24 protein-coding genes, 2 tRNA genes and 1 riboswitch are annotated in these 20,647 nt (G+C 55.4%); of the genes, 14 read left to right on the forward strand and 12 right to left on the reverse strand.

Annotated elements, in window-relative coordinates:
• Positions 1 to 19: 19 nt before the first annotated feature.
• Positions 20 to 118, reverse strand: a riboswitch (yybP-ykoY riboswitch).
• A gap of 658 nt (positions 119 to 776) precedes the next feature.
• A complete protein-coding gene (locus M2418_RS09740; protein WP_259146207.1) occupies positions 777 to 1,526 on the forward strand; it encodes a hypothetical protein in 750 nt (249 codons plus the stop codon).
• On the opposite strand, the gene M2418_RS09745 is transcribed toward M2418_RS09740, so the two are convergent.
• The gene (locus tag M2418_RS09745; protein WP_250985452.1) at positions 1,527 to 2,150 is read right to left on the reverse strand and encodes a LysE family translocator; all 624 of its coding nucleotides are present in this window, start codon (positions 2,148 to 2,150) and stop codon (positions 1,527 to 1,529) included.
• A 103-nt stretch (positions 2,151 to 2,253) separates the two neighbouring features.
• Here M2418_RS09745 and M2418_RS09750 point away from each other — a divergent pair, with 103 nt between their 5' ends.
• Positions 2,254 to 2,706 (forward strand): Lrp/AsnC family transcriptional regulator, encoded by a 453-nt coding sequence (locus M2418_RS09750; RefSeq protein WP_259146209.1) that lies wholly within the window; start codon positions 2,254 to 2,256, stop codon positions 2,704 to 2,706.
• Positions 2,707 to 2,952: 246 nt separating this feature from the next.
• Here the strand turns inward: M2418_RS09750 and M2418_RS09755 are convergent, their stop codons facing one another.
• Positions 2,953 to 3,399, reverse strand: a complete 447-nt coding sequence (locus M2418_RS09755) for a MarR family winged helix-turn-helix transcriptional regulator (RefSeq protein ID WP_259146210.1) — start codon at positions 3,397 to 3,399, stop codon at positions 2,953 to 2,955.
• Between the two features lie 73 nt (positions 3,400 to 3,472).
• Between M2418_RS09755 and M2418_RS09760 the strand changes: the two genes are divergently transcribed.
• The gene (locus M2418_RS09760; protein WP_250985450.1) at positions 3,473 to 3,844 is read left to right on the forward strand and encodes a VOC family protein; all 372 of its coding nucleotides are present in this window, start codon (positions 3,473 to 3,475) and stop codon (positions 3,842 to 3,844) included.
• Between the two features lie 58 nt (positions 3,845 to 3,902).
• On the opposite strand, the gene M2418_RS09765 is transcribed toward M2418_RS09760, so the two are convergent.
• A complete protein-coding gene (locus M2418_RS09765; protein ID WP_259146211.1) occupies positions 3,903 to 4,529 on the reverse strand; it encodes an NAD(P)H-dependent oxidoreductase in 627 nt (208 codons plus the stop codon).
• Positions 4,530 to 4,615: 86 nt separating this feature from the next.
• Here M2418_RS09765 and M2418_RS09770 point away from each other — a divergent pair, with 86 nt between their 5' ends.
• Both M2418_RS09770 and M2418_RS09775 read left to right on the forward strand, forming a co-directional pair.
• A complete protein-coding gene (locus tag M2418_RS09770; RefSeq protein ID WP_259146212.1) occupies positions 4,616 to 5,215 on the forward strand; it encodes a TetR/AcrR family transcriptional regulator in 600 nt (199 codons plus the stop codon).
• Between the two features lie 140 nt (positions 5,216 to 5,355).
• Positions 5,356 to 5,754, forward strand: a complete 399-nt coding sequence (locus M2418_RS09775; RefSeq protein WP_259146213.1) for a DUF6180 family protein — start codon at positions 5,356 to 5,358, stop codon at positions 5,752 to 5,754.
• Positions 5,755 to 6,057: 303 nt separating this feature from the next.
• On the opposite strand, the gene M2418_RS09780 is transcribed toward M2418_RS09775, so the two are convergent.
• The 3 genes from M2418_RS09780 to gloA form a co-directional block, all read right to left on the reverse strand.
• On the reverse strand, positions 6,058 to 6,450 hold the full coding sequence (locus M2418_RS09780; protein WP_250985446.1) for a hypothetical protein: 393 nt from the start codon (positions 6,448 to 6,450) through the stop codon (positions 6,058 to 6,060).
• A 14-nt stretch (positions 6,451 to 6,464) separates the two neighbouring features.
• Positions 6,465 to 7,796 carry a YcbK family protein gene (locus M2418_RS09785; protein ID WP_259146215.1) on the reverse strand — a complete coding sequence of 444 codons (1,332 nt, stop codon included), beginning with the start codon at positions 7,794 to 7,796 and terminating at the stop codon, positions 6,465 to 6,467.
• A 223-nt stretch (positions 7,797 to 8,019) separates the two neighbouring features.
• A complete protein-coding gene (gene gloA, locus M2418_RS09790; RefSeq protein ID WP_192491033.1) occupies positions 8,020 to 8,460 on the reverse strand; it encodes a lactoylglutathione lyase in 441 nt (146 codons plus the stop codon).
• A 191-nt stretch (positions 8,461 to 8,651) separates the two neighbouring features.
• Between gloA and M2418_RS09795 the strand changes: the two genes are divergently transcribed.
• The 5 genes from M2418_RS09795 to M2418_RS09815 all read left to right on the forward strand — a co-directional run bounded on the left by M2418_RS09795 (position 8,652) and on the right by M2418_RS09815 (position 10,445).
• A complete protein-coding gene (locus tag M2418_RS09795) occupies positions 8,652 to 9,230 on the forward strand; it encodes a cold-shock protein (protein WP_192491034.1) in 579 nt (192 codons plus the stop codon).
• A 4-nt stretch (positions 9,231 to 9,234) separates the two neighbouring features.
• On the forward strand, positions 9,235 to 9,723 hold the full coding sequence (locus tag M2418_RS09800) for a DUF192 domain-containing protein (RefSeq protein ID WP_259146651.1): 489 nt from the start codon (positions 9,235 to 9,237) through the stop codon (positions 9,721 to 9,723).
• 147 nt (positions 9,724 to 9,870) lie between these two features.
• A tRNA-Pro gene (locus tag M2418_RS09805) sits at positions 9,871 to 9,947 on the forward strand.
• Positions 9,948 to 10,035: 88 nt separating this feature from the next.
• The gene (locus tag M2418_RS09810; protein WP_192491035.1) at positions 10,036 to 10,341 is read left to right on the forward strand and encodes an ETC complex I subunit; all 306 of its coding nucleotides are present in this window, start codon (positions 10,036 to 10,038) and stop codon (positions 10,339 to 10,341) included.
• Positions 10,342 to 10,368: 27 nt separating this feature from the next.
• Positions 10,369 to 10,445: transfer RNA gene (locus tag M2418_RS09815), tRNA-Arg, on the forward strand.
• A 195-nt stretch (positions 10,446 to 10,640) separates the two neighbouring features.
• On the opposite strand, the gene M2418_RS09820 is transcribed toward M2418_RS09815, so the two are convergent.
• From M2418_RS09820 to M2418_RS09830, 3 genes are all read right to left on the reverse strand, one after another.
• Complete coding sequence (locus M2418_RS09820) at positions 10,641 to 11,150, reverse strand: toprim domain-containing protein (RefSeq protein ID WP_259146216.1); 510 nt, start codon at positions 11,148 to 11,150, stop codon at positions 10,641 to 10,643.
• Complete coding sequence (locus tag M2418_RS09825; protein ID WP_259146217.1) at positions 11,147 to 11,644, reverse strand: HD domain-containing protein; 498 nt, start codon at positions 11,642 to 11,644, stop codon at positions 11,147 to 11,149. The genes M2418_RS09820 and M2418_RS09825 overlap by 4 nt, the downstream gene beginning before the upstream one ends.
• Positions 11,645 to 11,805: 161 nt before the next feature.
• Positions 11,806 to 12,090, reverse strand: a complete 285-nt coding sequence (locus M2418_RS09830) for a hypothetical protein (RefSeq protein WP_259146218.1) — start codon at positions 12,088 to 12,090, stop codon at positions 11,806 to 11,808.
• Positions 12,091 to 12,295: 205 nt separating this feature from the next.
• On the opposite strand from M2418_RS09830, the gene M2418_RS09835 reads away from it, so the two are divergent.
• Entirely contained in the window at positions 12,296 to 12,577 is a 282-nt protein-coding gene (locus M2418_RS09835; protein WP_259146219.1) for a hypothetical protein, read from the forward strand.
• A gap of 103 nt (positions 12,578 to 12,680) precedes the next feature.
• Positions 12,681 to 13,322 (forward strand): hypothetical protein, encoded by a 642-nt coding sequence (locus M2418_RS09840; protein WP_259146220.1) that lies wholly within the window; start codon positions 12,681 to 12,683, stop codon positions 13,320 to 13,322.
• A gap of 76 nt (positions 13,323 to 13,398) precedes the next feature.
• On the opposite strand, the gene M2418_RS09845 is transcribed toward M2418_RS09840, so the two are convergent.
• The 3 genes from M2418_RS09845 to M2418_RS09855 all read right to left on the reverse strand — a co-directional run bounded on the left by M2418_RS09845 (position 13,399) and on the right by M2418_RS09855 (position 15,778).
• On the reverse strand, positions 13,399 to 14,031 hold the full coding sequence (locus tag M2418_RS09845) for a LysE family translocator (RefSeq protein WP_259146222.1): 633 nt from the start codon (positions 14,029 to 14,031) through the stop codon (positions 13,399 to 13,401).
• Positions 14,032 to 14,154: 123 nt separating this feature from the next.
• Complete coding sequence (locus tag M2418_RS09850; RefSeq protein WP_259146223.1) at positions 14,155 to 14,898, reverse strand: prephenate dehydrogenase; 744 nt, start codon at positions 14,896 to 14,898, stop codon at positions 14,155 to 14,157.
• A 235-nt stretch (positions 14,899 to 15,133) separates the two neighbouring features.
• Positions 15,134 to 15,778 carry a dual specificity protein phosphatase family protein gene (locus tag M2418_RS09855; protein WP_259146653.1) on the reverse strand — a complete coding sequence of 215 codons (645 nt, stop codon included), beginning with the start codon at positions 15,776 to 15,778 and terminating at the stop codon, positions 15,134 to 15,136.
• A 544-nt stretch (positions 15,779 to 16,322) separates the two neighbouring features.
• Here M2418_RS09855 and M2418_RS09860 point away from each other — a divergent pair.
• A complete protein-coding gene (locus tag M2418_RS09860; RefSeq protein WP_259146224.1) occupies positions 16,323 to 17,474 on the forward strand; it encodes an efflux RND transporter periplasmic adaptor subunit in 1,152 nt (383 codons plus the stop codon).
• Between the two features lie 4 nt (positions 17,475 to 17,478).
• The gene (locus tag M2418_RS09865; RefSeq protein ID WP_259146225.1) at positions 17,479 to 20,604 is read left to right on the forward strand and encodes an efflux RND transporter permease subunit; all 3,126 of its coding nucleotides are present in this window, start codon (positions 17,479 to 17,481) and stop codon (positions 20,602 to 20,604) included.
• Positions 20,605 to 20,647 lie beyond the last annotated feature (43 nt).

Below are 20,647 nucleotides of genomic sequence, written 5' to 3' on the forward strand. Positions count from 1 at the left end.
CTCAGCCACGGTCTCGTTGAGCCGAATTAATCGACTGAGTACGCCACGTGCTGCTGCACGAGTATGTTGACGCACTCCCGCTGAACCTCAGCGGTGACTACTCCCCGATGCGCCGGTGTTTAAAAAACTGCCCTTGATCTGTCAATATGAACTCTGTGAAAAATACGTGAAATATCTCTAGATAACAATGACTTGCAACTGCAATCAGAAGTGTTTTGTGCAGTTCGGAAGCATTCTCAATTGTGGGTGGGGAACATGGGTTGGGGCGGTGGTTGGTTCGATGTCTTATCGTTATGCGCGCCCGGCACTCCAACCGCCCTCATTCTCGCACTCGTTGCGGGAATCTAGTCGTCACGCGTCTGCGTGACGGAAGATGTCTTTCCAGCCCCAGTACTGGGGCTGGCTGGATGCCTGTGGCCTCCCCGTGGGTCAAGCCCGAGGAGAGGCATGAGGGCCGGTTAGATGGCTGTTTGGGCCAGACAATGAGCGTGGTGCAAGCACATAACCCCTCACCTGAAAAATCTATGACTTAGCGTTGCTAAGGCCATGATTTTTCTTCCTCTCCCACAAGGGTAGAGATAAGGGCGCAAGTCGCGCTGCCTCACCTCATCAAAAACGTTTGAGATGTGCCTTAGGGTGCTGAGTTGTTGAATGGGTTCGATGGTGTTTGCTGGCTGCAAAAAAAAGTCTCAAATACAAATTTAGGAAACCGCAGTTCAGTTTTTTAATACTCCATCGCTATCTGCAATTTTGGCGAGTAATTGCGGAGTGTGCAGATGGATGTCACTGGTTTTCAATTCGGGCGCGGTTTTCTGGTGCGCTTGGGTATATTTGTACTCATTACGTTGGCATTTCCTTTTTTTGTCGCCAGCGTTATTGAGCTTTCAGGCGCACGCAATGTTGGCGGTGCGTCTGGCGCTGTTGCTCTTGTATTGGGAGCTTATTTAAAGCCGCTTATTTATCTCTTGTTTGTTTGTTCGATGTTTCGGATATCGCGCAACCGTGCGCGAAGCATGGGCATTTCTGGATGGATCGGAATTTGCATTCCACTGCTCATTTTAGGTGATATCTCGTTCGGAATGACCTTTGGAAGTTTCTGGGCGGTCGGTTTTTCCCTTGGCGTGATGTCAGTTTCAGTACCTGGTTCACTGCTGGCCGCATTGATTGCATGTGCGACGTTGAGTTTCTTGCCAGAGTTTGAGGAGCCAATGGAGGCACGTACGGAAAATCTTTACGTCTTATGGAAAGGTTTTTTATTCGTACTTCTCGGATTTGCACTGGTTTCGATTTTGCCCAGTCTCTGGCTGTTGGTATTTGGCCTTAGCGGCCGTGGCGTCATCAGTCTGTTGATGAAGGCGGTCATGTATCTCAAAATGGTGGTGCTTTATCCGTTCTTGCCACTCATTGGATTTGCCATTGTTTCGGCCCTTCTCGTAAGAGAAAGCAAGCGACCCCGAACCGGCGGAACGATCGGACGGCCTGAGACAATTAACAGGCCAATGTTTGGCAAACACGCGCCAAAGTGATCACGCAGTGAACTGAATGACCTGTTCCATGATCAGCAGCAGCGCGATGGTGATCATTGCCGCACCCGATGTTTTGCTGACCAGCCGGGCAACACGCGGGCGGGTGCGCAAAACGGCGCGGGAACTGGCGGACACTGCCGTATAGATAACGGCGCAATTGACGATATGGGCAAGGCCGAGCGCTGCGATCTGGCCGGAGATGGGCCAGGTGGCGGTCTGGCTGGTAAATTGCGGCAGGATGGCCAGAAACAGCAGCAGTGCCTTGGGGTTCACGCCGCTGACACCAAAGCCACGAATGAGCCAGTTGGACCATGAGGCAATGTCAGACTCTGTGGCTTGCGGCACTGGCGGGTTGAGAAAAACACCCACGCCGAGATAAAGCAGATAGGCGGAGCCTAACAGCGTCAGGGCTGTCAGCATCAACGGCACACTGGCGACAATGGTGCCAACACCGGCTGCCACCACGGCGGTAATGGCGACATAACCCAGCACCATGCCACTGACGGCAGGTGCAATGGCGCGGTTGCGCATGCCCGCCGAAATCGCATAGGCCCAGTCTGCACCCGGTGTCAGAACCAGCGACAATGACAAGGCCCAGAAAGCACCAAGCAGACCAATTTCCATTTCATCTCTTCTCCGTTGCGGCGAGCGAGATGTATGAGATTTGTTTGAGAAGGTGCTCCCTATTTCTTGCCAAACCCTGCCCTGTTGAGGCAGAATATCCCCCATGGATGCTACTGACCGCAAGATAATCGCAATATTGCAAAAAGAGGGACGCATTTCTGCTACGGAACTGGCAGATCGCGTTGGCCTTAGCCTATCTCCCTGCCACCGGCGGCTACGGACGCTGGAAGAAACGGGCGTGATAACTGACTACCGGGCAACGGTGGATCCCTTGAAGCTCGGTATCGGATTTTCAGCCATCGTTTACGCAACGCTGCGCGAGGCCAGCAAAGACAGCGTATCGGCCTTTGAGGCGGCGCTGCTGAAGGTGCCAGAGATCGTGCAGGCGCAGCGGCTGTTTGGCGAGCCTGACTATATGCTGCATGTGGTTGCCAAGGACCTTGCGGCGTTCCAGCGGCTTTACGATAAAAGCCTGCTCGGCCTGCCGCATGTCATGCGGCTCAACTCCACGCTGGTAATGAAAAATGTCATCCCCAGCCGGCCATTTCCGATTTGATCGTTGTGCGGTGAGGTCAACGGAACCCCTTCCCGTACTTGTCGCGGGAAACCATTCACGTCGCGATTTTGGTGGATGGCTTGGATCCTCGCCACAGGCAAGAGGATGACGTGGATAGGTTGGTTTTCCAGTCGCTACCGGCTTTCGGATAGTGACGCTTCAACCTTATAAAATGCATGAGGCAGAGAGTGCGCACTGCCATCCACTCCGAATTCCCGTCCTTCCCCGTCTAATCAACGAAAACAATCAGCGCATAGCATCGGCAATGCGCAGCAGTGCGGCATAGATAACATCAGGGTCGTCAGGTGCCACGGCGTTGCGCACATCCGTTTCGGCATTGGCGGCAATTTCATGGGCTGCCCGCACGGCCTGTCGGCCGTCATCTGTCAATTCTGTGGTCAGGATCCTGCCATTGTCCGGATGTGCGACCCGTTTGATGAGACCGGCCTTTTCCAGCGTGACGATGATGGCCTGCATGGTTTGCGGTGTCACGAAGGCGCGGCGCGCCAGGTCGGCATTGGACAGGCCGCTGCTTTTTTCCAGTCCGGCCAGAACAGAATATTGCGGTGTCGTCAGCCCAATGTCGCGCAGCGCCGTATCAAGTCGGCCGCGCAACGCCTGCTGGGCGCGCTTCAAGGCATAACCAAGTGAACGATAGGTATCGTCGACAGGCGGGTTTATCAGGCTGGACATATCAGGGCCCTTACATTATCTAGATATCAGCACCCTGATACTATCGGGTGATATTGAAAAAGGAAAGATAGAGATGCCGAAACTGATTGGCCCCGACTTCATTGGCATCCAGACGAAGGATCTGGATGGCGCCCTCACCTTTTATCGTGATGTGGTTGGCCTGACGCCTTCGCCCAAGGCGCCGCCGGGCGCGGTGGTGTTTGACACAAAACCCATTGCCTTTGCGGTGCGTACGCCAATCGAAGCGTTTGATGATGGCGAAAAACTCGGTGTTGGCATCGCTATCTGGTTCGGTTGCGATGATGCCGATGCACTGCATGCGCATTTGCAGGCCAAGGGTGTGGAGATTGCCTTTGCCCCGAAGGATGGGCCGTTCGGGCGCTACTTCGCCTTTGTCGACCCGTTTGGCTACACGATCACCGCCCATACGGTTTTGCCGATTTGAACTGAACGCTAACGCAGGGCCCATCTGCGTAGATGGGCGCTGCGATTTCCTCGCCTAGTTATGCCTCGGCGCGGACTTCTGTCGCAATGGATTGCTGGTGGGCGCTGGTAATGTTGCTGCCAATCTGCAATGCCCTGACAAGGCCCGCTTGCGACGAGGCTGTGTCCAGCGGCAGTATCAGTTCCGTGCCGATTACCCGGGCACCGATGTAGCCGAAAATACCCTGATCGATCTGGGTTTTCATGGCCTGCGAATATCCGCGGTGCTGATAGGTGCGCTCTGTTGCGCCGCCAATCGCAATGGTCTGCACGGACAAGCGGTTGAGCAGACGGATGGTGTCCTTGCCGCTTTCGTCGAAATAGGCCCAGCCTTGCGTAAACACCCGGTCGATCCAGCCTTTCATCACGGCTGGCATGGTCCACCAGAACACCGGGTAGATCAGGATCAGCGCATCAGCGCGATCGATCCGCGCCTGTTCTGCCAAGACATCATCCGGCGGCGTGGCATTTTCGCGAAACACAGCATAGTCGGCGGTGTTGAACGTTGCGTCAAAGCCGCTTGTTGCGAGATCAAGCAGTTCATATGTGTGATCAGGTGTGGCCTTGATACCGGATATTACTTCGCGGGCAACAGCGTGGGTATAGGCATTCGGTTCCGGTTGAGCCGTGACAATGAGGGAGTGCATGAGATAACCTTGTTGCATGAGTTGAATCGAGTGGGAGCTCGCTATATACTCATAGTAGGTTACTATTGGTAGGTTGATTGTCAAGTATGCAGGAAACAGCGTCACCCCGGCGAAGATTGTCACGCGATGAGCGGCACACGCAGCTTATTGAAACGGCACGGCATCTGGTGTTGCAGTCCGGAACCGACAGTCTGACACTTGGCCGTCTGGCGGAAGAAGCCGGCGTGTCGAAGCCTGTGGTCTATGATCACTTCGAGACGCGCAATGCGCTGCTTGCTGCGCTGTACAGGGATTATGATATTCGCCAATCGGAGTTGATGGACAGCGGCCTGTCCTCCTGCCCGGCCACCTTGGCCGACCGCGCCAGTGTCATTGCCAATGCCTATGTAGACTGTGTGTTGACGCAGGGTCAGGAAATTCCAGGCGTTGCCGCAGCGCTTGTCGGTTCGCCGGAAATGGAGGCGGTGATACGCAGTTATCAAACCCGCTTCATAACCAAGTGCCGTGAGGCATTGGCACCCTTCAGCGAAGACGGTTCCATTCCCCTTGCTGCCCTGTGGGGCATGATGGGGGCGGCTGACGCCCTGTCGACCGCAACGGCCTATGGCGAAATTTCCAAACAGCAGGCGCTTGATGAGTTGCGTCACACGATCATGAGCATGATCCGGCGTGAGCCTGCGCCTTAAGGATAATAACGACAACTGACTGCTGTACGACGCGGCGATTTTTTCCGCGTGGTTGCAACCATTCCCTGAGCAAATGAATTGCCACCTTGCCGTGCCCGTCAAAAAGCGCGGCGAAGTTTAATGTTCATGGAGACTATCCTGTGCGTCCATCGTCCACGTTATTTTCGGCAGCTGTGTTGTCCTCAGCCGCCAGCCTGCTTTTCATGACGGCTCCTGCCCATGCGCAGAATGATGATTTTCATCTGGCCTATCATGTCGAACGCACGCCCTCTGAAAAACTCAGCATTGAGACCTGCGGGTCGGTGGTGACGGCTGCGGCACAGAAGGTTGGGTTGAATGTCGGTTCGCAAAACTTCCCCGGCCAGCTGGTTCTCGTCAGTGGTGGGCTCAAGGGCAAGGGTGCCTTTGTCGTGCAGTGCATTTCTGTAGAGGATATTACCGTCAGCGTGGTGCAGGGTATTGATTACAGCCAGCAAAAAGGCGCGCTCGGCAATTTTGCCGACAATGTGCATGAGGAGTTGAAGGCGGCCACCAATTAGGGTGGTCCCATAGTTCCGTCGCGCAACACAGCGCGACGGGGTGGTGGTTGTTCGAGCCTGCGCCTGCTCATGAGTCGGTAAATCCGCCACCGTGAAAATGATTGAGGTGCCAGGACTTGGACACTGTTATCAGCCCCACCCGCCCCTTACCCTGTCCTCGGGTCACGCCCGAGGACGAGGATGAGGGGCGCGTGGGATTCGGATGTGCCGGAATTGATTAGCCGCGGCTGCAGTTGGCTAAACGCGAAAATGAACGAGGCGTGAGAGAGTGGACACTGCCATCAACTTCGAACTGCCTCGTCCTTATTTTTCTGTCTGTATCTGGATATCTGTCGGGCTTGAAGGCCGGAATTTCATGATCAGTTTTGGGCCGTCGTAGAGATCGATCTCCGTACAGGGCTCTTCAAATTGCACAAGCCTGCTAAAGTGCAAATGAGCTGGTTGGGGTGTCTTTGTGATGACGCCATCGGGGACTTGCAGGACCACTTCGCACATGGTGCAACCACCAACGACCGAAGCCGAGGGCCGCAGATTGTTGTGATAGTCCCATGGCGTTTCTTCAAGCCGGAACACGTTGCCGGATATTTTCATCGCAACAAGATGCATGAACCCCTCATCAACACTTTTAAGCCCGACTGTAACAAACCACACCAAAACAAAAGAGCGGGTAAACCCCGCTCTTTCAAGCTTTTGCAATCGTTGAAACCCGATCAGCCCTTTTTTGCCGTGGCTGTCGTTCTGCGGCAGCGCCAGTTCCAGTCACGTGCTTCGCCAATGTCCATGTGCACGGATTCGGTGTGGCAGTAGGTGCCAACGCCGCCACGGTTTGGCAGCGAACGCAGGTAGTTGGCCAGTTCCCACTTGGAAACGCCCTTGATCTGGATATCGGCGGCTTCACAGGTGTGGTGTTTGGAACCCTGGCGCACGCCACCCTTGGGCGGGCGGTAACCTGAGGTGACGATGGCCTTTTCTTTATAGTGGTTTTCCACCGCGTTGATCATCTGCACCAGTTCCGGCTTGAAGCAGCCGACATTGACCTTTTCGGTCTGCAGAACCAGTCCATTGGGGGCAACACGCGTCAGGCCGGACAGCGAAGCCAGCTTCATCAGGCCGGCCGGTGCGTCATCTTCTTCCAGATGTTCGTCATCAAATTCGTCACCCATGGTGGCGCGGCCCTGCAAGGCAATGCCCATCTGGGATATATCAGTGGTGGTGTTGGTTGGCAGTTGCGCCACTTCCACACCGGTTGCCTTTTCTCCGGACTGTTCGACATCTGCGGCTTTGCCAGTGCGCTTTTTGGCAGCGCCGGCAAAAAAGGCCGCAAGCGTCATGCCGGATTTGCCTGTCGGTGTTTCATCACTTTTTGCCGTTGTGCTGGCCGCGACCGGCGGCGTTGGCGCGGTCAATGTGGCCTGTGGTGCTGTAGCCTGTGCTGCGGCCTGCGCAGGGGCTGCATTGGCGGCTGCTGCAGCATTCATTGCTGCGGCCTGCGCCTCCAGCGTCTGTGGCTGCACTTCGGCAATCGGTGGTTTGACCGGTGCCGGTGCCGAATAAACGCTTGAAAGTGACGGGTTTACGCCCGGTACCGGCACGTAAGCGGTGTCAGGCGCGCTGACGCCTGTCTCGCCTGCCACGGGCATGTCCTGCACAGGTGCCGCGTTGTTGGCGAAAATGCTGGTATTGCCGGCGGAAATGGATGTGGACTGGTGAACGGCGCTGGCAAGATCCGGCCGCGCTTCGTTCATCTGCTGGCCTTCTGCCATTTGCGGTGCGCCCGCCTGCTGTGCGCCACCGGACGCAACCAGCGCCGGGTCAACATAACCGCCATTGGCGGCAACAGCGTTGCCCGTGGCAGCATTATTATTGGCAGTTGTATTGGTGTCGCCCTTGTTCAGTGCCGTTGCGGCATTGACGGAGGGTGAAAGTGACGCCGTATCGCCGTCTTCGGTGACCGCAGAAACGCAGCCAGACAACGCCAGAAGCGAGACGGCGACCAGCAATTTATGCCGCCAGACGGTCGTCAAGTTCCTTGCTTCAATCATGGATATTGAGACCTCCGCTCAGTTCGTTTTTTCTGCCGGATAACACTTTAAAGGTGTATCCGGCATAGCTAACTATCTGCCTGAAAAGGCCTTTTCGATTCGGCGGCACTATGCCCCATGACGCGCATGGAACGCAAGACAGGCTTTGTTTACCATTTTTATCCCCGATATCGCAGTAGCATTTGACGTCTAGGATTTCCTGGGAGGCCTGCCTTAGCTGGTGTTACCAGGCGCCGGTGTTCTGCATAGATATCCATGGCTCGGCTGGTGCCAGGCTTGCGCCTTTTTGCAATATCTCAATGGAAATGCCGTCTGGCGAACGCACAAAGGCCATGTGGCCATCACGCGGCGGGCGGTTGATGGTCACGCCGGCGTCATGCAATTTCTGGCAGGTCTCATAGATATTGTCGACTTCATAGGCCAGATGACCGAAATTGCGGCCGCCCTGGTAATCTTCGGTATCCCAGTTATAGGTCAACTCAAGGCATGGCGCTTTTGCGTCCTTGGCCACAGTCACGTCATCGCGCGCTGCAAGAAACACCAAGGTAAAACGGCCCTTTTCGTTTTCAATTCTGCGTATCTCCTCAAGACCAAAGATATTGCTGTAGAAATTCAGAGACTGATCCAAATCTCGTACACGCACCATGGTGTGCAAATATCGCATTTTGTTTTCCTCCTTTGTTGGGGTACCTTGCAAGACATGCGTCGAAAGTCAGCTTTGGGCAAGCCCGGGCCTGTAGAAACCTATGGGTAATTTCCAAACTGGGCTTGCGTTAAACCGTTACCAAGATGTTAATCTAGTCCGCAGGAATCAGTTAACCGTAGTATGGCGCGTAATCGAGGGGTTGGCAGGATATGACGAACAGGGTTTCATCGAATAACGTACTAGATTTCGAAGACCTTTCGGGCGATCCGGTTGAACTGACCGAGATCACCGGCGTTGTGAAATGGTTTGATGTTGCCAAAGGGTTTGGTTTTATTGTGCCAGACAACGGCATGCAGGATGTGTTGCTTCATGTGTCCTGCCTGCGCCGCGACGGTTACCAGACTATTCTTGAAGGCACCCGCATTGTTGCGCTGATCCAGCGCGGCGGCCGTGGCTTCCAGGCGTTCCGCATCCTGTCCATGGATCAGTCGACCGCCGTTCATCCTTCGCAGCTCCCGCCCGTGCGCACCCATGTTCAGGTGACGGCATCGAGTGGACTGGAGCGCGCCATCGTCAAGTGGTTCAACCGCACCAAGGGCTTTGGTTTTCTGACGCGCGGCGAAGGCACTGAAGACATTTTTGTTCATATGGAAACGCTGCGCCGCTACGGCCTGGCAGAACTTCGCCCCGGTCAGGTGGTGCTGGTTCGCTTTGGTGACGGCGACAAGGGCCTGATGGCCGCCGAAATCCACCCGGACAATCCAAGCCCCATCAACATGGCGCACTGAGATGATGATGAGAATTGGTCTTATGATGAGAAGCGTCTTTGTGGCGCTTCTTTTTTTGTTTTCAGGCCTGGCCTCTTTGGCCAGCGCGCAAGGCTCTGAGACATTTGATCAGGAGCCGCTGATCATCATGAACTCCAAGGGCAGCCAGCACCGTTTTACGGTTGAGCTTGCGCTTGATAATGGCCAGCGCCAGCAAGGGCTGATGTATCGCAAGACGATGGCTGCCGATGCTGGCATGTTGTTCGACTTCGGCACGGACCGTGATGTGACCATGTGGATGCGCAACACCGTGCTGCCGCTCGACATGCTGTTCATCAATGCCGATGGCAGCATCCACCATATTCACCACGATGCCGTGCCCTACTCCGAATCCATCATCAGTTCGCGCGGGCCCATCCGTTTTGTGCTGGAATTGAACGCGGGAACGGCGGCAAAACTCGGAATCAACCCGGGAGATCGTGTCACCAGCCGGAGAATTTCTTCAACAAAATGAAGCGGTAAGGCGTTTTTCCTGCCATTTTGCTGCGTTTGCGAAATTGCGCACAGGTTTTTTGAAAAATAATCAGAATTCTTGCGAAAAATGTCATTTTGGGTGTTGCGGAAACAGAATGAACGATGTATCTCCGCATCAACACAGCGACGGAGTGTAGCGCAGTCTGGTAGCGCATCTGGTTTGGGACCAGAGGGTCGGGAGTTCGAATCTCTCCACTCCGACCACTTTCTCTAAAAAGAAAGAATGTTGTTGTGTCGACGCGGATAACTTTTTACCATCCCGTTCTTGCCTTTTGCATGGAGCAGTTTTCAAATGTCTGCCAAGATTTATCGCCCCGCAAAAACAGCAATGCAGTCCGGGAAAGCTAAAACTCACCTCTGGGTTCTCGAGTTTGATGCTGAAGCACCGCGCAAGATCGACCCTATCATGGGCTACACTTCCACGACTGATATGAACCAGCAGGTCAAGCTGACGTTTGATACTCTTGAGCAGGCCGAAGGTTATGCGCAGAGAAACGGCATCGAATACCGCGTTATTCAGCCACAGGAAGCCACACGCAAGACTGTCTCCTATACCGACAACTTCCGGTTCTCGCGCACCCAGCCTTGGACCCACTGATCTAAGCGCATTTTATTTTGCCATTTTGGCCCCTTAGCTCAACTGGATAGAGCAACTGCCTTCTAAGCAGTAGGTCGCAGGTTCGAGTCCTGCAGGGGTCGCCACTTCTATAGCTCTGATTTCCCTATATAAAATGCCGAATTTTATACTGTGCTGAACATCGCGCAGTTTGCCGGATTGTGTGCCAGTTTGCCAAATCCGTTGCCGCTGTGTTCCGTCAGAACCTGTGCGCGGCTTAGCGGCTGGGAGTTTTGAAGAAGACTAACGGGCGTCTGTGGTGAAAGACGGGGTTTAGCGTTTTAGAATGCGGTGAGTATCTTTGCGACCTCGTTATTGCTCATTGATCCAAGATCTCCGTCACTACAGGTGACATAGCGGTGGGCAAAGTTGGCCAATTTCGCGCCGCCTTCCCCGCTGTCGCAAATCGCATAGATTGGCCGGTTGATGGTCCAAAGCCATTCCGCGAGTTGTTTAGGGTCGTTGGATAATGTTGCGATCGCCGCGCATCCATGATTATGCAGCCTCACACAATCAAAGATGCCTTCAACGACATACAGTGGACCAGACCAGTTCCAGGTCTCCAGACCGAAAACCGCATGGCGACCGGTCGATTTGTATGTGAAGTATCGGCCATCATTCTGATCATTCTTTCTGACCTTATCGGCAGCCGGCCGATACTGTTGATACCCGGACACTGCGCCGCTGAGATCAAAAAGAAGGAATGTCGCCACACCTTCGTTTTCGTCAATCATGACGCTGTATCGGCTTACATCGGTGTGGCGATCCAGAAGATGCTGCGCGATGGTCATTCGCACTGCGCCGCAGCTTGCTCCCACAGGACAGGATCGCCGTCCTTTAGCACCGCAAGCAGGTTTTTCTTTTCAACCTTGTAGACCTGCCAAAAGCCGGGATCGAGGGTCGATATTGTTTTCGTGTTGTCGATAAGGTCTGCGAGCTTGATGGTTTTAGCTTCTGACGGCGCAAGTGCTGTGTGCTGCAGGTCCAGAGCCTTTCGTGCAACTCTGTTGCCATGATAAGGCGTCGAGATGTCACTGAGATACGCTACCAATGTTGCGACCTTGCGTCCAAAACGTTCATTGATTTCAGCCAGGGTTATGCCGCAATCCTCGACTGTGTCGTGCAGATAGGCAGCGGCTATCATTTCGGGCGTATGATCGACGGTGGCTACAATAGCCGCCACAGCAATCGGATGGTTGATGTAGGGTTCGCCAGTATATTTGCGCAGTTGACCCTCGTGCGCTTTCGTTGCGAACCTTAGTGCATGTTTTTCCAGATCATTCATGCCGCGATATCCACCTTACCGGACTGCGCCTTGTCAAGGGATTGGCGTGACGACACAGCTCAAACCCTGCAAGGTTGTTATTACCAGCGTGGTTTGTAGCCACCGTTGGACGAAATGCCGTACGAGTTGTTGTATCCATTATTGTTGCTGTTGTTGTACGTCTAATTGTTATTCGAACTTCCGCCATACGGATTGCTGTTGTAGGTGCGGGTTTCGTTGTTTGCGTTTCTTTCCGTCCACGAGCCGCTCAAGTTCTGAGACGTTGAACCGTAAGGGTTTCCGTTGCGCTCGGTGTTATAGCCACCACCAAGATTTTTCTCAGTGCGATACGTGCCGCCGGAACCGGTGGAACAACGTGTGGATGATGAAAGCTCGCAACCAGCATGTGCAGGCACCGTAAGTGTCGCCAGCGATAATGCCGATACGGACAGTAGCAGAATCTTCATAAAATCTCCTTTTAGTTGAGGAGGCACAAAGCAAACTGCACCTGGTTTGTCGAGCGGTTGGCCGATCACTACCTTTATTCGTTGGGCGGAGTTTGATGCAAAATAAAATGAATGCGCCTCTGCCTGGGCTTGCAGAACGCATTTCCATGCGAAAACTAACGCATGACGACGCGTGAAATGACATTGCTATATCCTGGGGGTAAACATGCAGGATGACGTGGAGGCTCTGGTCGAAAGGCTTTTTCAAGAGAGAGCATCGTGGCCGGAGTTGATCAAGGCAATTAGGGCTGCGGCGGAGGTCGGTATAGAGCCTGCGCAGAGGATTGCGCTTTCGCATGATGGCTGGCGAAGACTTTGCAACGTCAGGATCAACCAAGAGGCGCAATGCAGAAAACAAGCCCTGTCGCACTTGAAGACCTACGGCGCTGATTCCCTTGTTATCAGGGATGGCGACAGCCTCATCATTTCAGAACCAAAGAGCAGGTAAAGGGCAGCATGGGTCCATTGCGGCGCGTGGTTGTATCTCGCATCGCATGACTTCCCAAAATCAAAGCCGTCTTTTATGGTGCTGCAACTTGTGGGGGAAAGTAATGAAGCGTCTAATTGCGTTAGCTATCTCATTGTTAATACCAACTGTTTCTCAAGCCGAAACCACAGGTTCTTCCGGCGACACTATTGTGGGAACGATTAGCGTATCTGCGGAACCCAGCATGGTTAAAGGTAACCTGGCCGGCTGTGAGTTTGTGTTTAATGCGATTGCTAGAGATTGGATTTACAGGAACGGCGATCCGATCAAAGCCACCGGTTCGATCGGGATTATTTCAATCTCTGGAGAAATTAACGCGGTCGTGAAGGTCGCGGTCTATGAGATGCAGATTTCTGATGCGCTCAAGGTCGAATTTGTCCCGTCAGCGTCGGATCGTGTGTATCTGATGAATCGGCAACTCGAGACCAATCAAAAGTCGCTTGTCACGTCGTTTTCCTCAGACACAGGTGGGTTTGTTTCCATATTTGAAATTTCACCCACATTCGGCATGTTGATGGAGGCAATGAAAACGGGGGAAATTACGCTCGCGTTTAACAAGGCGGACGGCGCAATGGATATCAAAGTGCCGATCAATCTCAGGGTTGTGGATACAGACCACACGGGTAAGAGAACGGAATCCGACGAAACGATCCGTGATTTTGCCCTCTGTACTCAACGGTTGTTGGATACTCTGACTGAGGAATGATTTGCAGTTTCCGGATCTCAGAGGATTCGCTTTGCGGGGCGTCCACGATTTCAAGCCGCAGTCGCCCCTACTCCTGTCAGTTTCTGGAACCCAGCGCCAGACGGCAGGCGAGACCGGCAAACACCGTGGCCAGCAGATATTGCGGCAGTTTATTGAAACGGTTGCGGCCTGCAAAACGGCTGCGGATATGGCCGCTGAGCAGAATGACCGTGCCGTTGACGACAAGGCCTGTTACATTCAGCACCGTGGCGAGAACTAGCATTTGCAGGGGCAGTGAGCCGGTTTGCGGGGCCACAAATTGCGGGAACAGCGCCAGCACGAACAGGGCCATTTTGGGGTTGAGCAGATTGGTCAACAGCCCCTCGCCCAGAATACGCTGCATGGAAAAGTGCTTCAGCCCCGTGGTGGGTGAAAAGGGTGTCGCGTCCGAACGAATGGTTTTGACGGCGAGATAAACAAGATAGGCGGAGCCGGCCCAGCGAATGGCGTCATAGGCCATGGGAACGGCAATAAACAGTTGCGAGAGACCGAATGAGGCGGCAAGTGCGTGGCAGTAAGTGCCAAGGGCAATTCCGGCATAGGTGAGAAAACCGGCGGCGCGGCCCTGGCTGATACTGCGCGAGGCAATCAGCAACATGTCAGGTCCGGGCGTTGCAGTCAGAACAACGCAGGCGGCGGCAAAAAGCATAAGGGTGGAAAAATCCGGCATATCGTTTCCTTCGAGTTGGCCGGAATTCCGGTCTATCAAAAGCAGCCGGAATGGCAAGCGGCAACGCGGCCGATTTCACAATAAAACCTGTGGGGCTGGTGCCGGTCATGTCGTCGGTTTCCGTCATGCCGGGTCTTCAAGTGCTGAGGTCAGCGACTTGAACCGTTTGATGATATCGCCGGCATGCGGATTTACCCTGAGGATGGCCTGCAGCACATCCGGTGCATCATGGCGCACCATATCAACCGCCGACATCAGCGCCTGAAAGCTTCGCGTGGTCATGCGCGTTTCTCTGATATCCATTTTTACCAGCAGGTTGGCGACAAGATGGGTCAGTCCCTGCACCTGTGCAATCTCGCGGTCATGGTCCTCTGGCGTGGTCATGATGACCTCAAGTCCAGCCTTGCGGCAGAAGGCGGCGGCGCGAAAACGCGCCCCCCGGATGGGACATATGGCGATTTGCAGACCATGCAGGCCGTTACCGGCGCTTTTGGGGCCAAACAGCGGATGGGTGGCAACAATGTCGACGGTTGGTGGCAGCAGTTGCGCCATGATGGCGGCTGGTTCAACTTTCACGCTGCCGACGTCCAGCACCAGTGTGCCGACTTTAAGAAGCGGCGCCAGTGCCGTTGCCACGCTGCGCATGGCGCTGACGGGCACGGCGATAATGACCACCGGACATTTGGCCACGGTTTCAAAGGGCGCAACGGCAACATCAAGGGTTTTGGCCGTGGCAAGATCAGGCGCGATATCGCTCACAAGCACCTGAAAATGGGCGCGCAAATGCTGGGCAACCAACTGGCCAAAGGCACCAAAACCAATGATGCCGACCGGTCCGTTAAAGGATTTGGGAAGAGACTTAGACATGACATCCTCACAGGCCACACGGCCAGAGGCATCCGTCAATATCAACCGCTGGCCATGCAGCGGTTAAACAATATGATTTGCCCGCCGCTATTTCAGCAGCGCATAATACAGACCGGAAATGGTTGCAGCGGTAATCATGTCGCCCGGATAGCAACGCAACCGGGCCCTGTCAATTGCCGCCGAGACTGGTGCTGCCGAGACTGGTTCAGATCCAGGTTTGGTTCAGGCGGAGATATCAGCTACTGGGCGTATCGATTGTCTGCGTCAGCAGGTTGGTATTGTCTTCACTTGCAATGCCAACGATGTCCTGCGTGACGGCTGTTTTGTCGAGCGACAGATGCTCCAGCTTTTCCCAGCTTTCATCCATTGGCCAGGCGGTGAAGACATAGGGCAGACCAACATGACCGTAATAGAAGGACAGTTGGCCCTCGGCAAAATGTTCGCTCTTCTGCGCCACCCAGTGGCTATAAAGCGCAGAGGCCAGGCCGGAACGGTCGGCACCGGCCTGGCAATGGATGAGAATGGGTTTGGGCGCGGATTTCATCACGGCAACCAGTTCGGCTGCGCGTTCAGGGTCCAGTTCCTGCGATGCACTCATGCGGAAATCAATGTGTTTGATGCCCAGTTTTTCCGAAGTCGCGATTTCTTGTCTGTACCAGTCTGCGGTGTTTTCACCGCGCAGGTTGATGACTGTTTCAATGCCGTGGTCGCGGACATACCGTTCCAGCTGCGCCGAGGTCGGTTGTGCCGAGCGATAAAGTTGACCCGCAATGACCGTGTGGAAGTTACCCGAAATCTGCAAGGCACCCGCATAGGCTGCCAGACTGCCAAGCACCAAAGCAATCGCTGTTGCCGCAACACGGGTCTTTGAACGTTTCATCATTGGGTCTCCGATCAACTATCGTAGAGCCCAAATGCCCACCATTCCTGACAGGTAGCTGAATGTCAGTGGATGACGTTGTTTCTTACATTTTGCCGGGCTAAGGCCAGCTGAAACAACGCGCCTGTACGCGATGGCAGGGCCAATACATTGCCGCCATGCAGTGCAGGTTCGATGGACAGATTGTCTGCTGTTGCCAGCTGACGGTGTTGGTAAGAGCAGGACTGCACTGACAAGGACAACAGTCTAAGCGTCAGGAACGAAAAGAAATTTCGTCGCGTTAAGGCGTGGACGCAAAAATGAGCGGTAATATTCGCCACCTGCAATGTTGTTGCAATGTGCAGCAATCAGTGTGGTGGTCCGGTTTATGACTGTGCGCCGTTCACCGGCACGCGGGGGTCCTCCAGTCTCCCTGGCGGTGGATGGTGCATGTGCCATTCCGTTGTCGTTTCATTGTTGTCCTGATGTCGTTCAGGCGTCGTTCATGGGCGCAACGGCAAATGTCGAAGCGACCGCCACCCTTCTGCCCGTAATGGAGCCTTGCATGAAACCCACCCGAACAGCCCTTCTCGCGGCATTGCTGATCCCTTCGCTCGCCGTGGCCGGTCCGGCAGTGTCACAAACGCCAGAGGCGCCCGCCGATACACCAGCAAGTACACCAGCAAGTACGCCAGCAGGCACGGCGTCGGGTGCTGCCGCTGGCAAGGTGGAGCTGGCCGGTGTTGACGTGACAACCGTTGCCGCCCGTAACCTGGGCAGTGAAGTGCGTGTGTCCGGTTCACTTACTCCTATCCGGCGCACCAGCCTGACGGCGCGGGTTGCCGGCACCATTACCGAACTGCCGGTGCAGATTGGCGATGTGGTGAAAAAGGGTGACCTTCTGGTGCGCATCGACACCGAGGGTCTGGCGTCGGCGCTGACGGCCCGTAACGCCGAGGTGGAAGCGGTTGAGGCGCAGCTTGAGCTTGCTGAAAATGTGCTCGCCCGCAATGTCAGCCTGCGCGACACCGGCGCGACATCAGAGGCGGTGCGTCTGGAGGCCAATGCCAATGTGCTGAACCTGAAGGCGCAGTTGCGTGCCAAACAGGCCGCTGTTGCCGATGCAGAGAGAGCCTTGAGCGACGCGCAGGTGCATGCCGCGTTCGATGGCGTGGTATCGGCGCGGCCAGTGGAACAGGGCCAGACGGTGCCTGTGAATGGTGAGCTTTTGACCATTGTCGATCTGCGCCGCATGGAGGTGGATGCCGGTGTGCCGACCAGCCGCATTCCCCGCGTCCGTATTGGCCAGCCGGTGGAACTGACGGTTGAAGGTTTCTCGGACCGCAAATTTACCGGTGAAGTCACTCGCATTGCGCCCACGGCGGTCGCAGGTTCCCGTGCCGTGCGCGTGTTCATTGCCATAGACAATGACGACATGCTGCTGAAGGGCGGCATGTTTACCACGGGTGTTCTCAGCATCGACCAGCAGGACAATGTCATTGCCGTGCCGATTGCTGCCGTGCGCCACGATGCCACCGGCACTTTCGTGCTGAAGGTGGAGGACGGTTATCTGCGCCGCCAGGATGTGAAGCTTGGCACCACATGGAATGATCAGAACCTGGTCGAGATCAATGGGCTGAGCTCGGGCGAAGTGGTGGTGTCTGCGCCGTTGCCGCAGCTGGTGGCCGATACGCCCGTGACCGTGGTGGGGAAATAAGCCGATGTTCCTTACCCGCGTCAGCGTCAAACATCCGGTTTTTGCCACCATGATGATGGTGACGGTGCTCGTCATCGGGCTGTTTTCCTACAGCCGCCTTGGTGTCGACCAGTTTCCGGAAACCGATCTTCCCATCGTTGTGGTAACCGCCGCTTATACCGGCGCGTCGCCGGAAACGGTGGAAAGCGAAATTGCCCGCCCTATTGAATCCGCGCTGAACACCATTGGCGGTATCGATACGATTACCTCGGAATCCTATGAGGGCCGCGCCGTTGTGGTGGTGCAGTTCCAGCTGGATGTGGATTCGCAGGCCGCAGCGCAAGAGGTGCGTGACCGTGTTGCCCGCCTGCAGGCCGGTTTCCCTGACGCGGTTGATACACCGCAGGTCACCCGCTTCAACCCGGAGGATGCGCCAATCCTGTCTTTGGCGGTTTCCTCTTCCACACGCACGCTGTCGGAAATCACCACGCTTGCCGACCGGGTGATTACCAGCCGCCTCAACATCATTGCCGGTGTTGGCCAGATTACCCTTGTTGGCGGCAGTGAGCGGCAGATGCTTGTCGTGGTCGATCCTGACCGGCTGGAAGCCTATGGTGTCGGCGTCGCCTCTGTGATGGACGCCATCCGCCGGGAAAATCAGGACCGTGCCGCCGGTACGCTGATTTCCGGCATCAACCAGCGCATTGTCACCGTTGAGGGACGTATTGAAGATACCGCCGGGTTCAATAGCATCATTGTTGCGCAAAGCGGCGGTTACCCGGTCTATCTGTCTGACGTGGCAACGGTGCTGGATACCGGTGCCGAAGTCACCAGCCGCGCCACCTATCAGGGCGTGCCATCGCTTGGCATGGATATCGTCAAGGTTCAGGGCGCCAATACCGTGGCGGTGGCCGGTGATTTGCGCAGCGAGATTGACACGCTGAACACCGAACTGAAGGCCGAGGGTGTGGGGCTGACCATTACCCGCGACAATTCCCGCGCCATTGCCGCGCAGGTGTCTGAAGTGCAGAGAACGCTGATCGAAGGCGGCGTGCTGACCGTGGTCATCGTGTTCCTGTTTCTCAATTCCTGGCGCTCCACTGTCATCACCGGGCTGACGCTGCCGATCTCTGTCATCGGTACCTTTGCGGTGATTTATGCGCTGGGCTTTACGCTCAACACCATGACGCTGATGGCGCTGTCGCTGTCGATCGGTATTCTGATCGATGACGCGATTGTGGTGCGTGAAAACATCACCCGCCATTTGCAAATGGGCAAGGACCATGTGCGTGCCGCGCTTGATGGCACCAATGAGATTGGTCTTGCCGTGCTGGCCACCACTTTGTGTATCGTTGCGGTGTTCTTGCCGGTTGCCTTCATGGGCGGGTTGATCGGCCGGTTCTTCCTGCAATTTGGCGTGACCGTTGCCGTGGCGGTGCTGATTTCGCTGTTCGTGTCCTTCACGCTCGACCCGATGCTTTCCAGCGTCTGGTATGATCCGGATTCGGAAAAGAACGCCAAGCGCGGGCCGCTTGGCCGCTTGATCCATCGGTTCGATGTCTGGTTTGAAAAGCTGGCAGACCGTTATCGCAAGCTGATCCACTGGACGTTTGGCCACCGCAAGACAACCATTGGCATTGTGGTTGGCATGTTTGTCGCGAGCCTGATGCTGGTGCCGAAAATCGGTGCCGAGTTCCTGCCGGTCACCGACCAGGGTGAAGTGTCTGTTTCACTTGAGGCCAATCAGGGTGCGTCGCTGGAATATATGGCCGCCAAGGTTGGGCAGGTTGAAAATGCGCTGCGTGAATTCGATTATGTCGACACGATCTATTCCACCATCAATGCCAGCGGTGCGCGTGGTTTCAACCAGGCCAATGTCGCCGTGCAGCTGGTGCCCAATGACCAGCGCGAAATCAGGACATCGGAATCGCTGGAGCCCGTTCGCCAGCGTCTGGCCTTGATTGCCGGCTTGAAAGTTTCGGTCAGCCAGTCGGAAGGTGGTGCGACCGCCAAACCGTTGCAGCTTTCCGTGCTGGGGGATGGTGACGAGCAGTTGCGCAAGATTTCAAGCCAGATCACCACCGCGCTATCGGCCATTCCTGGTGCGACGGAAGTGGAATCCTCGATTGAGAACGAGCGCCCTACCCTTGCCGTCAAGGTACGGCGTGAAGCGGCCAGCGACCTAGGTGTGTCGATATCGATGATTGGTGACACGCTGCGGCCACTGGTGGCGGGTGATGCCGTATCGGTGTGGAATGCGCCTGACGGTGAGACCTATGATGTGATGGTGCGCCTGCCGGCCAAGGGACGACAGGATGCCGCGCAGCTTCGCAACCTGACGATTTCCACCAACCGCACCGATGAGGACGGCAAGCCGATTACCGTGCTGCTCGATCAGGTCGCCGATGTCGTTGAAAGCACGGCGCCTGATGCAATTACCCGCAAGGACCTGTCGCGTGAAATCCGCATTTCCAGCAATGTCGAGGGACGTCCGCTGGGTGATGTACGGCAGGATCTGGATGCAGCCATTGCCAAGATGGATATTCCCGCCGGTTACCGCGTGTCGTTTGGCGGTGACGTGCAGAGCCTGAATGAAAGCATGGGGTATGCCGTGCAGGCCTTGGTACTGGCGGTGATCTTCATCTACATCATTCTGGCGTCGCAGTTTGGCTCGTTCATCCAGCCGATTGCCATCATGATGACCCTGCCCTTGTCGCTGATCGGAGTGCTGATTGGCCTTCTGGCCACCGGATCGACCCTGAACATGTTTTCGATCATCGGTTTCATCATGCTGATGGGTCTTGTGACCAAGAACGCCATTCTGCTGGTCGATTATTCAAACCATGAGCGGCGGGACGGAAAGTCGTTGCAGGAAAGTCTGGCCAATGCCGGAGCCGTGCGTCTGCGCCCCATCGTCATGACAACGCTGGCGATGATCTTCGGCATGTTGCCCATGGCTATTGGCATTGGTGAAGGCGGAGAATCCCGCGCACCAATGGCCCATGCTGTGATTGGCGGTTTGATTTCGTCGACGCTGCTGACGCTGGTTTTCGTGCCTGTTGTCCTGACCTACCTTGATGCATTCAGCCGTCGTTTGTCAGCGCTGTTTCCCAAGGGGCCAGACCATCAGGCGGCAGAAAAATCCCTGTAAAGCTTACACCGGCGCTACGTAAAAACGTAGCGCCGGTAAAGTC

Source organism: Rhizobium sp. BIGb0125 (assembly GCF_024810055.1).
Classification (GTDB): Bacteria; Pseudomonadota; Alphaproteobacteria; order Rhizobiales; family Rhizobiaceae; genus Agrobacterium.

Bases quoted from the DNA above. Each gene is read 5' to 3' on its own strand.
- M2418_RS09740 (WP_259146207.1), top strand. From the start codon at position 777: ATGGATGTCACTGGTTTTCAATTCGGGCGCGGTTTTCTGGTGCGCTTG.
- M2418_RS09745 (WP_250985452.1), bottom strand. From the start codon at position 2,150: ATGGAAATTGGTCTGCTTGGTGCTTTCTGGGCCTTGTCATTGTCGCTG.
- M2418_RS09750 (WP_259146209.1), top strand. From the start codon at position 2,254: ATGGATGCTACTGACCGCAAGATAATCGCAATATTGCAAAAAGAGGGA.
- M2418_RS09755 (WP_259146210.1), bottom strand. From the start codon at position 3,399: ATGTCCAGCCTGATAAACCCGCCTGTCGACGATACCTATCGTTCACTT.
- M2418_RS09760 (WP_250985450.1), top strand. From the start codon at position 3,473: ATGCCGAAACTGATTGGCCCCGACTTCATTGGCATCCAGACGAAGGAT.
- M2418_RS09765 (WP_259146211.1), bottom strand. From the start codon at position 4,529: ATGCACTCCCTCATTGTCACGGCTCAACCGGAACCGAATGCCTATACC.
- M2418_RS09770 (WP_259146212.1), top strand. From the start codon at position 4,616: ATGCAGGAAACAGCGTCACCCCGGCGAAGATTGTCACGCGATGAGCGG.
- M2418_RS09785 (WP_259146215.1), bottom strand. From the start codon at position 7,796: ATGATTGAAGCAAGGAACTTGACGACCGTCTGGCGGCATAAATTGCTG.
- gloA (WP_192491033.1), bottom strand. From the start codon at position 8,460: ATGCGATATTTGCACACCATGGTGCGTGTACGAGATTTGGATCAGTCT.
- M2418_RS09795 (WP_192491034.1), top strand. From the start codon at position 8,652: ATGACGAACAGGGTTTCATCGAATAACGTACTAGATTTCGAAGACCTT.
- M2418_RS09800 (WP_259146651.1), top strand. From the start codon at position 9,235: ATGATGAGAATTGGTCTTATGATGAGAAGCGTCTTTGTGGCGCTTCTT.
- M2418_RS09810 (WP_192491035.1), top strand. From the start codon at position 10,036: ATGTCTGCCAAGATTTATCGCCCCGCAAAAACAGCAATGCAGTCCGGG.
- M2418_RS09820 (WP_259146216.1), bottom strand. From the start codon at position 11,150: ATGACCATCGCGCAGCATCTTCTGGATCGCCACACCGATGTAAGCCGA.
- M2418_RS09825 (WP_259146217.1), bottom strand. From the start codon at position 11,644: ATGAATGATCTGGAAAAACATGCACTAAGGTTCGCAACGAAAGCGCAC.
- M2418_RS09830 (WP_259146218.1), bottom strand. From the start codon at position 12,090: ATGAAGATTCTGCTACTGTCCGTATCGGCATTATCGCTGGCGACACTT.
- M2418_RS09835 (WP_259146219.1), top strand. From the start codon at position 12,296: ATGCAGGATGACGTGGAGGCTCTGGTCGAAAGGCTTTTTCAAGAGAGA.
- M2418_RS09840 (WP_259146220.1), top strand. From the start codon at position 12,681: ATGAAGCGTCTAATTGCGTTAGCTATCTCATTGTTAATACCAACTGTT.
- M2418_RS09845 (WP_259146222.1), bottom strand. From the start codon at position 14,031: ATGCCGGATTTTTCCACCCTTATGCTTTTTGCCGCCGCCTGCGTTGTT.
- M2418_RS09850 (WP_259146223.1), bottom strand. From the start codon at position 14,898: ATGTCTAAGTCTCTTCCCAAATCCTTTAACGGACCGGTCGGCATCATT.
- M2418_RS09855 (WP_259146653.1), bottom strand. From the start codon at position 15,778: ATGAAACGTTCAAAGACCCGTGTTGCGGCAACAGCGATTGCTTTGGTG.
- M2418_RS09860 (WP_259146224.1), top strand. From the start codon at position 16,323: ATGAAACCCACCCGAACAGCCCTTCTCGCGGCATTGCTGATCCCTTCG.
- M2418_RS09865 (WP_259146225.1), top strand. From the start codon at position 17,479: ATGTTCCTTACCCGCGTCAGCGTCAAACATCCGGTTTTTGCCACCATG.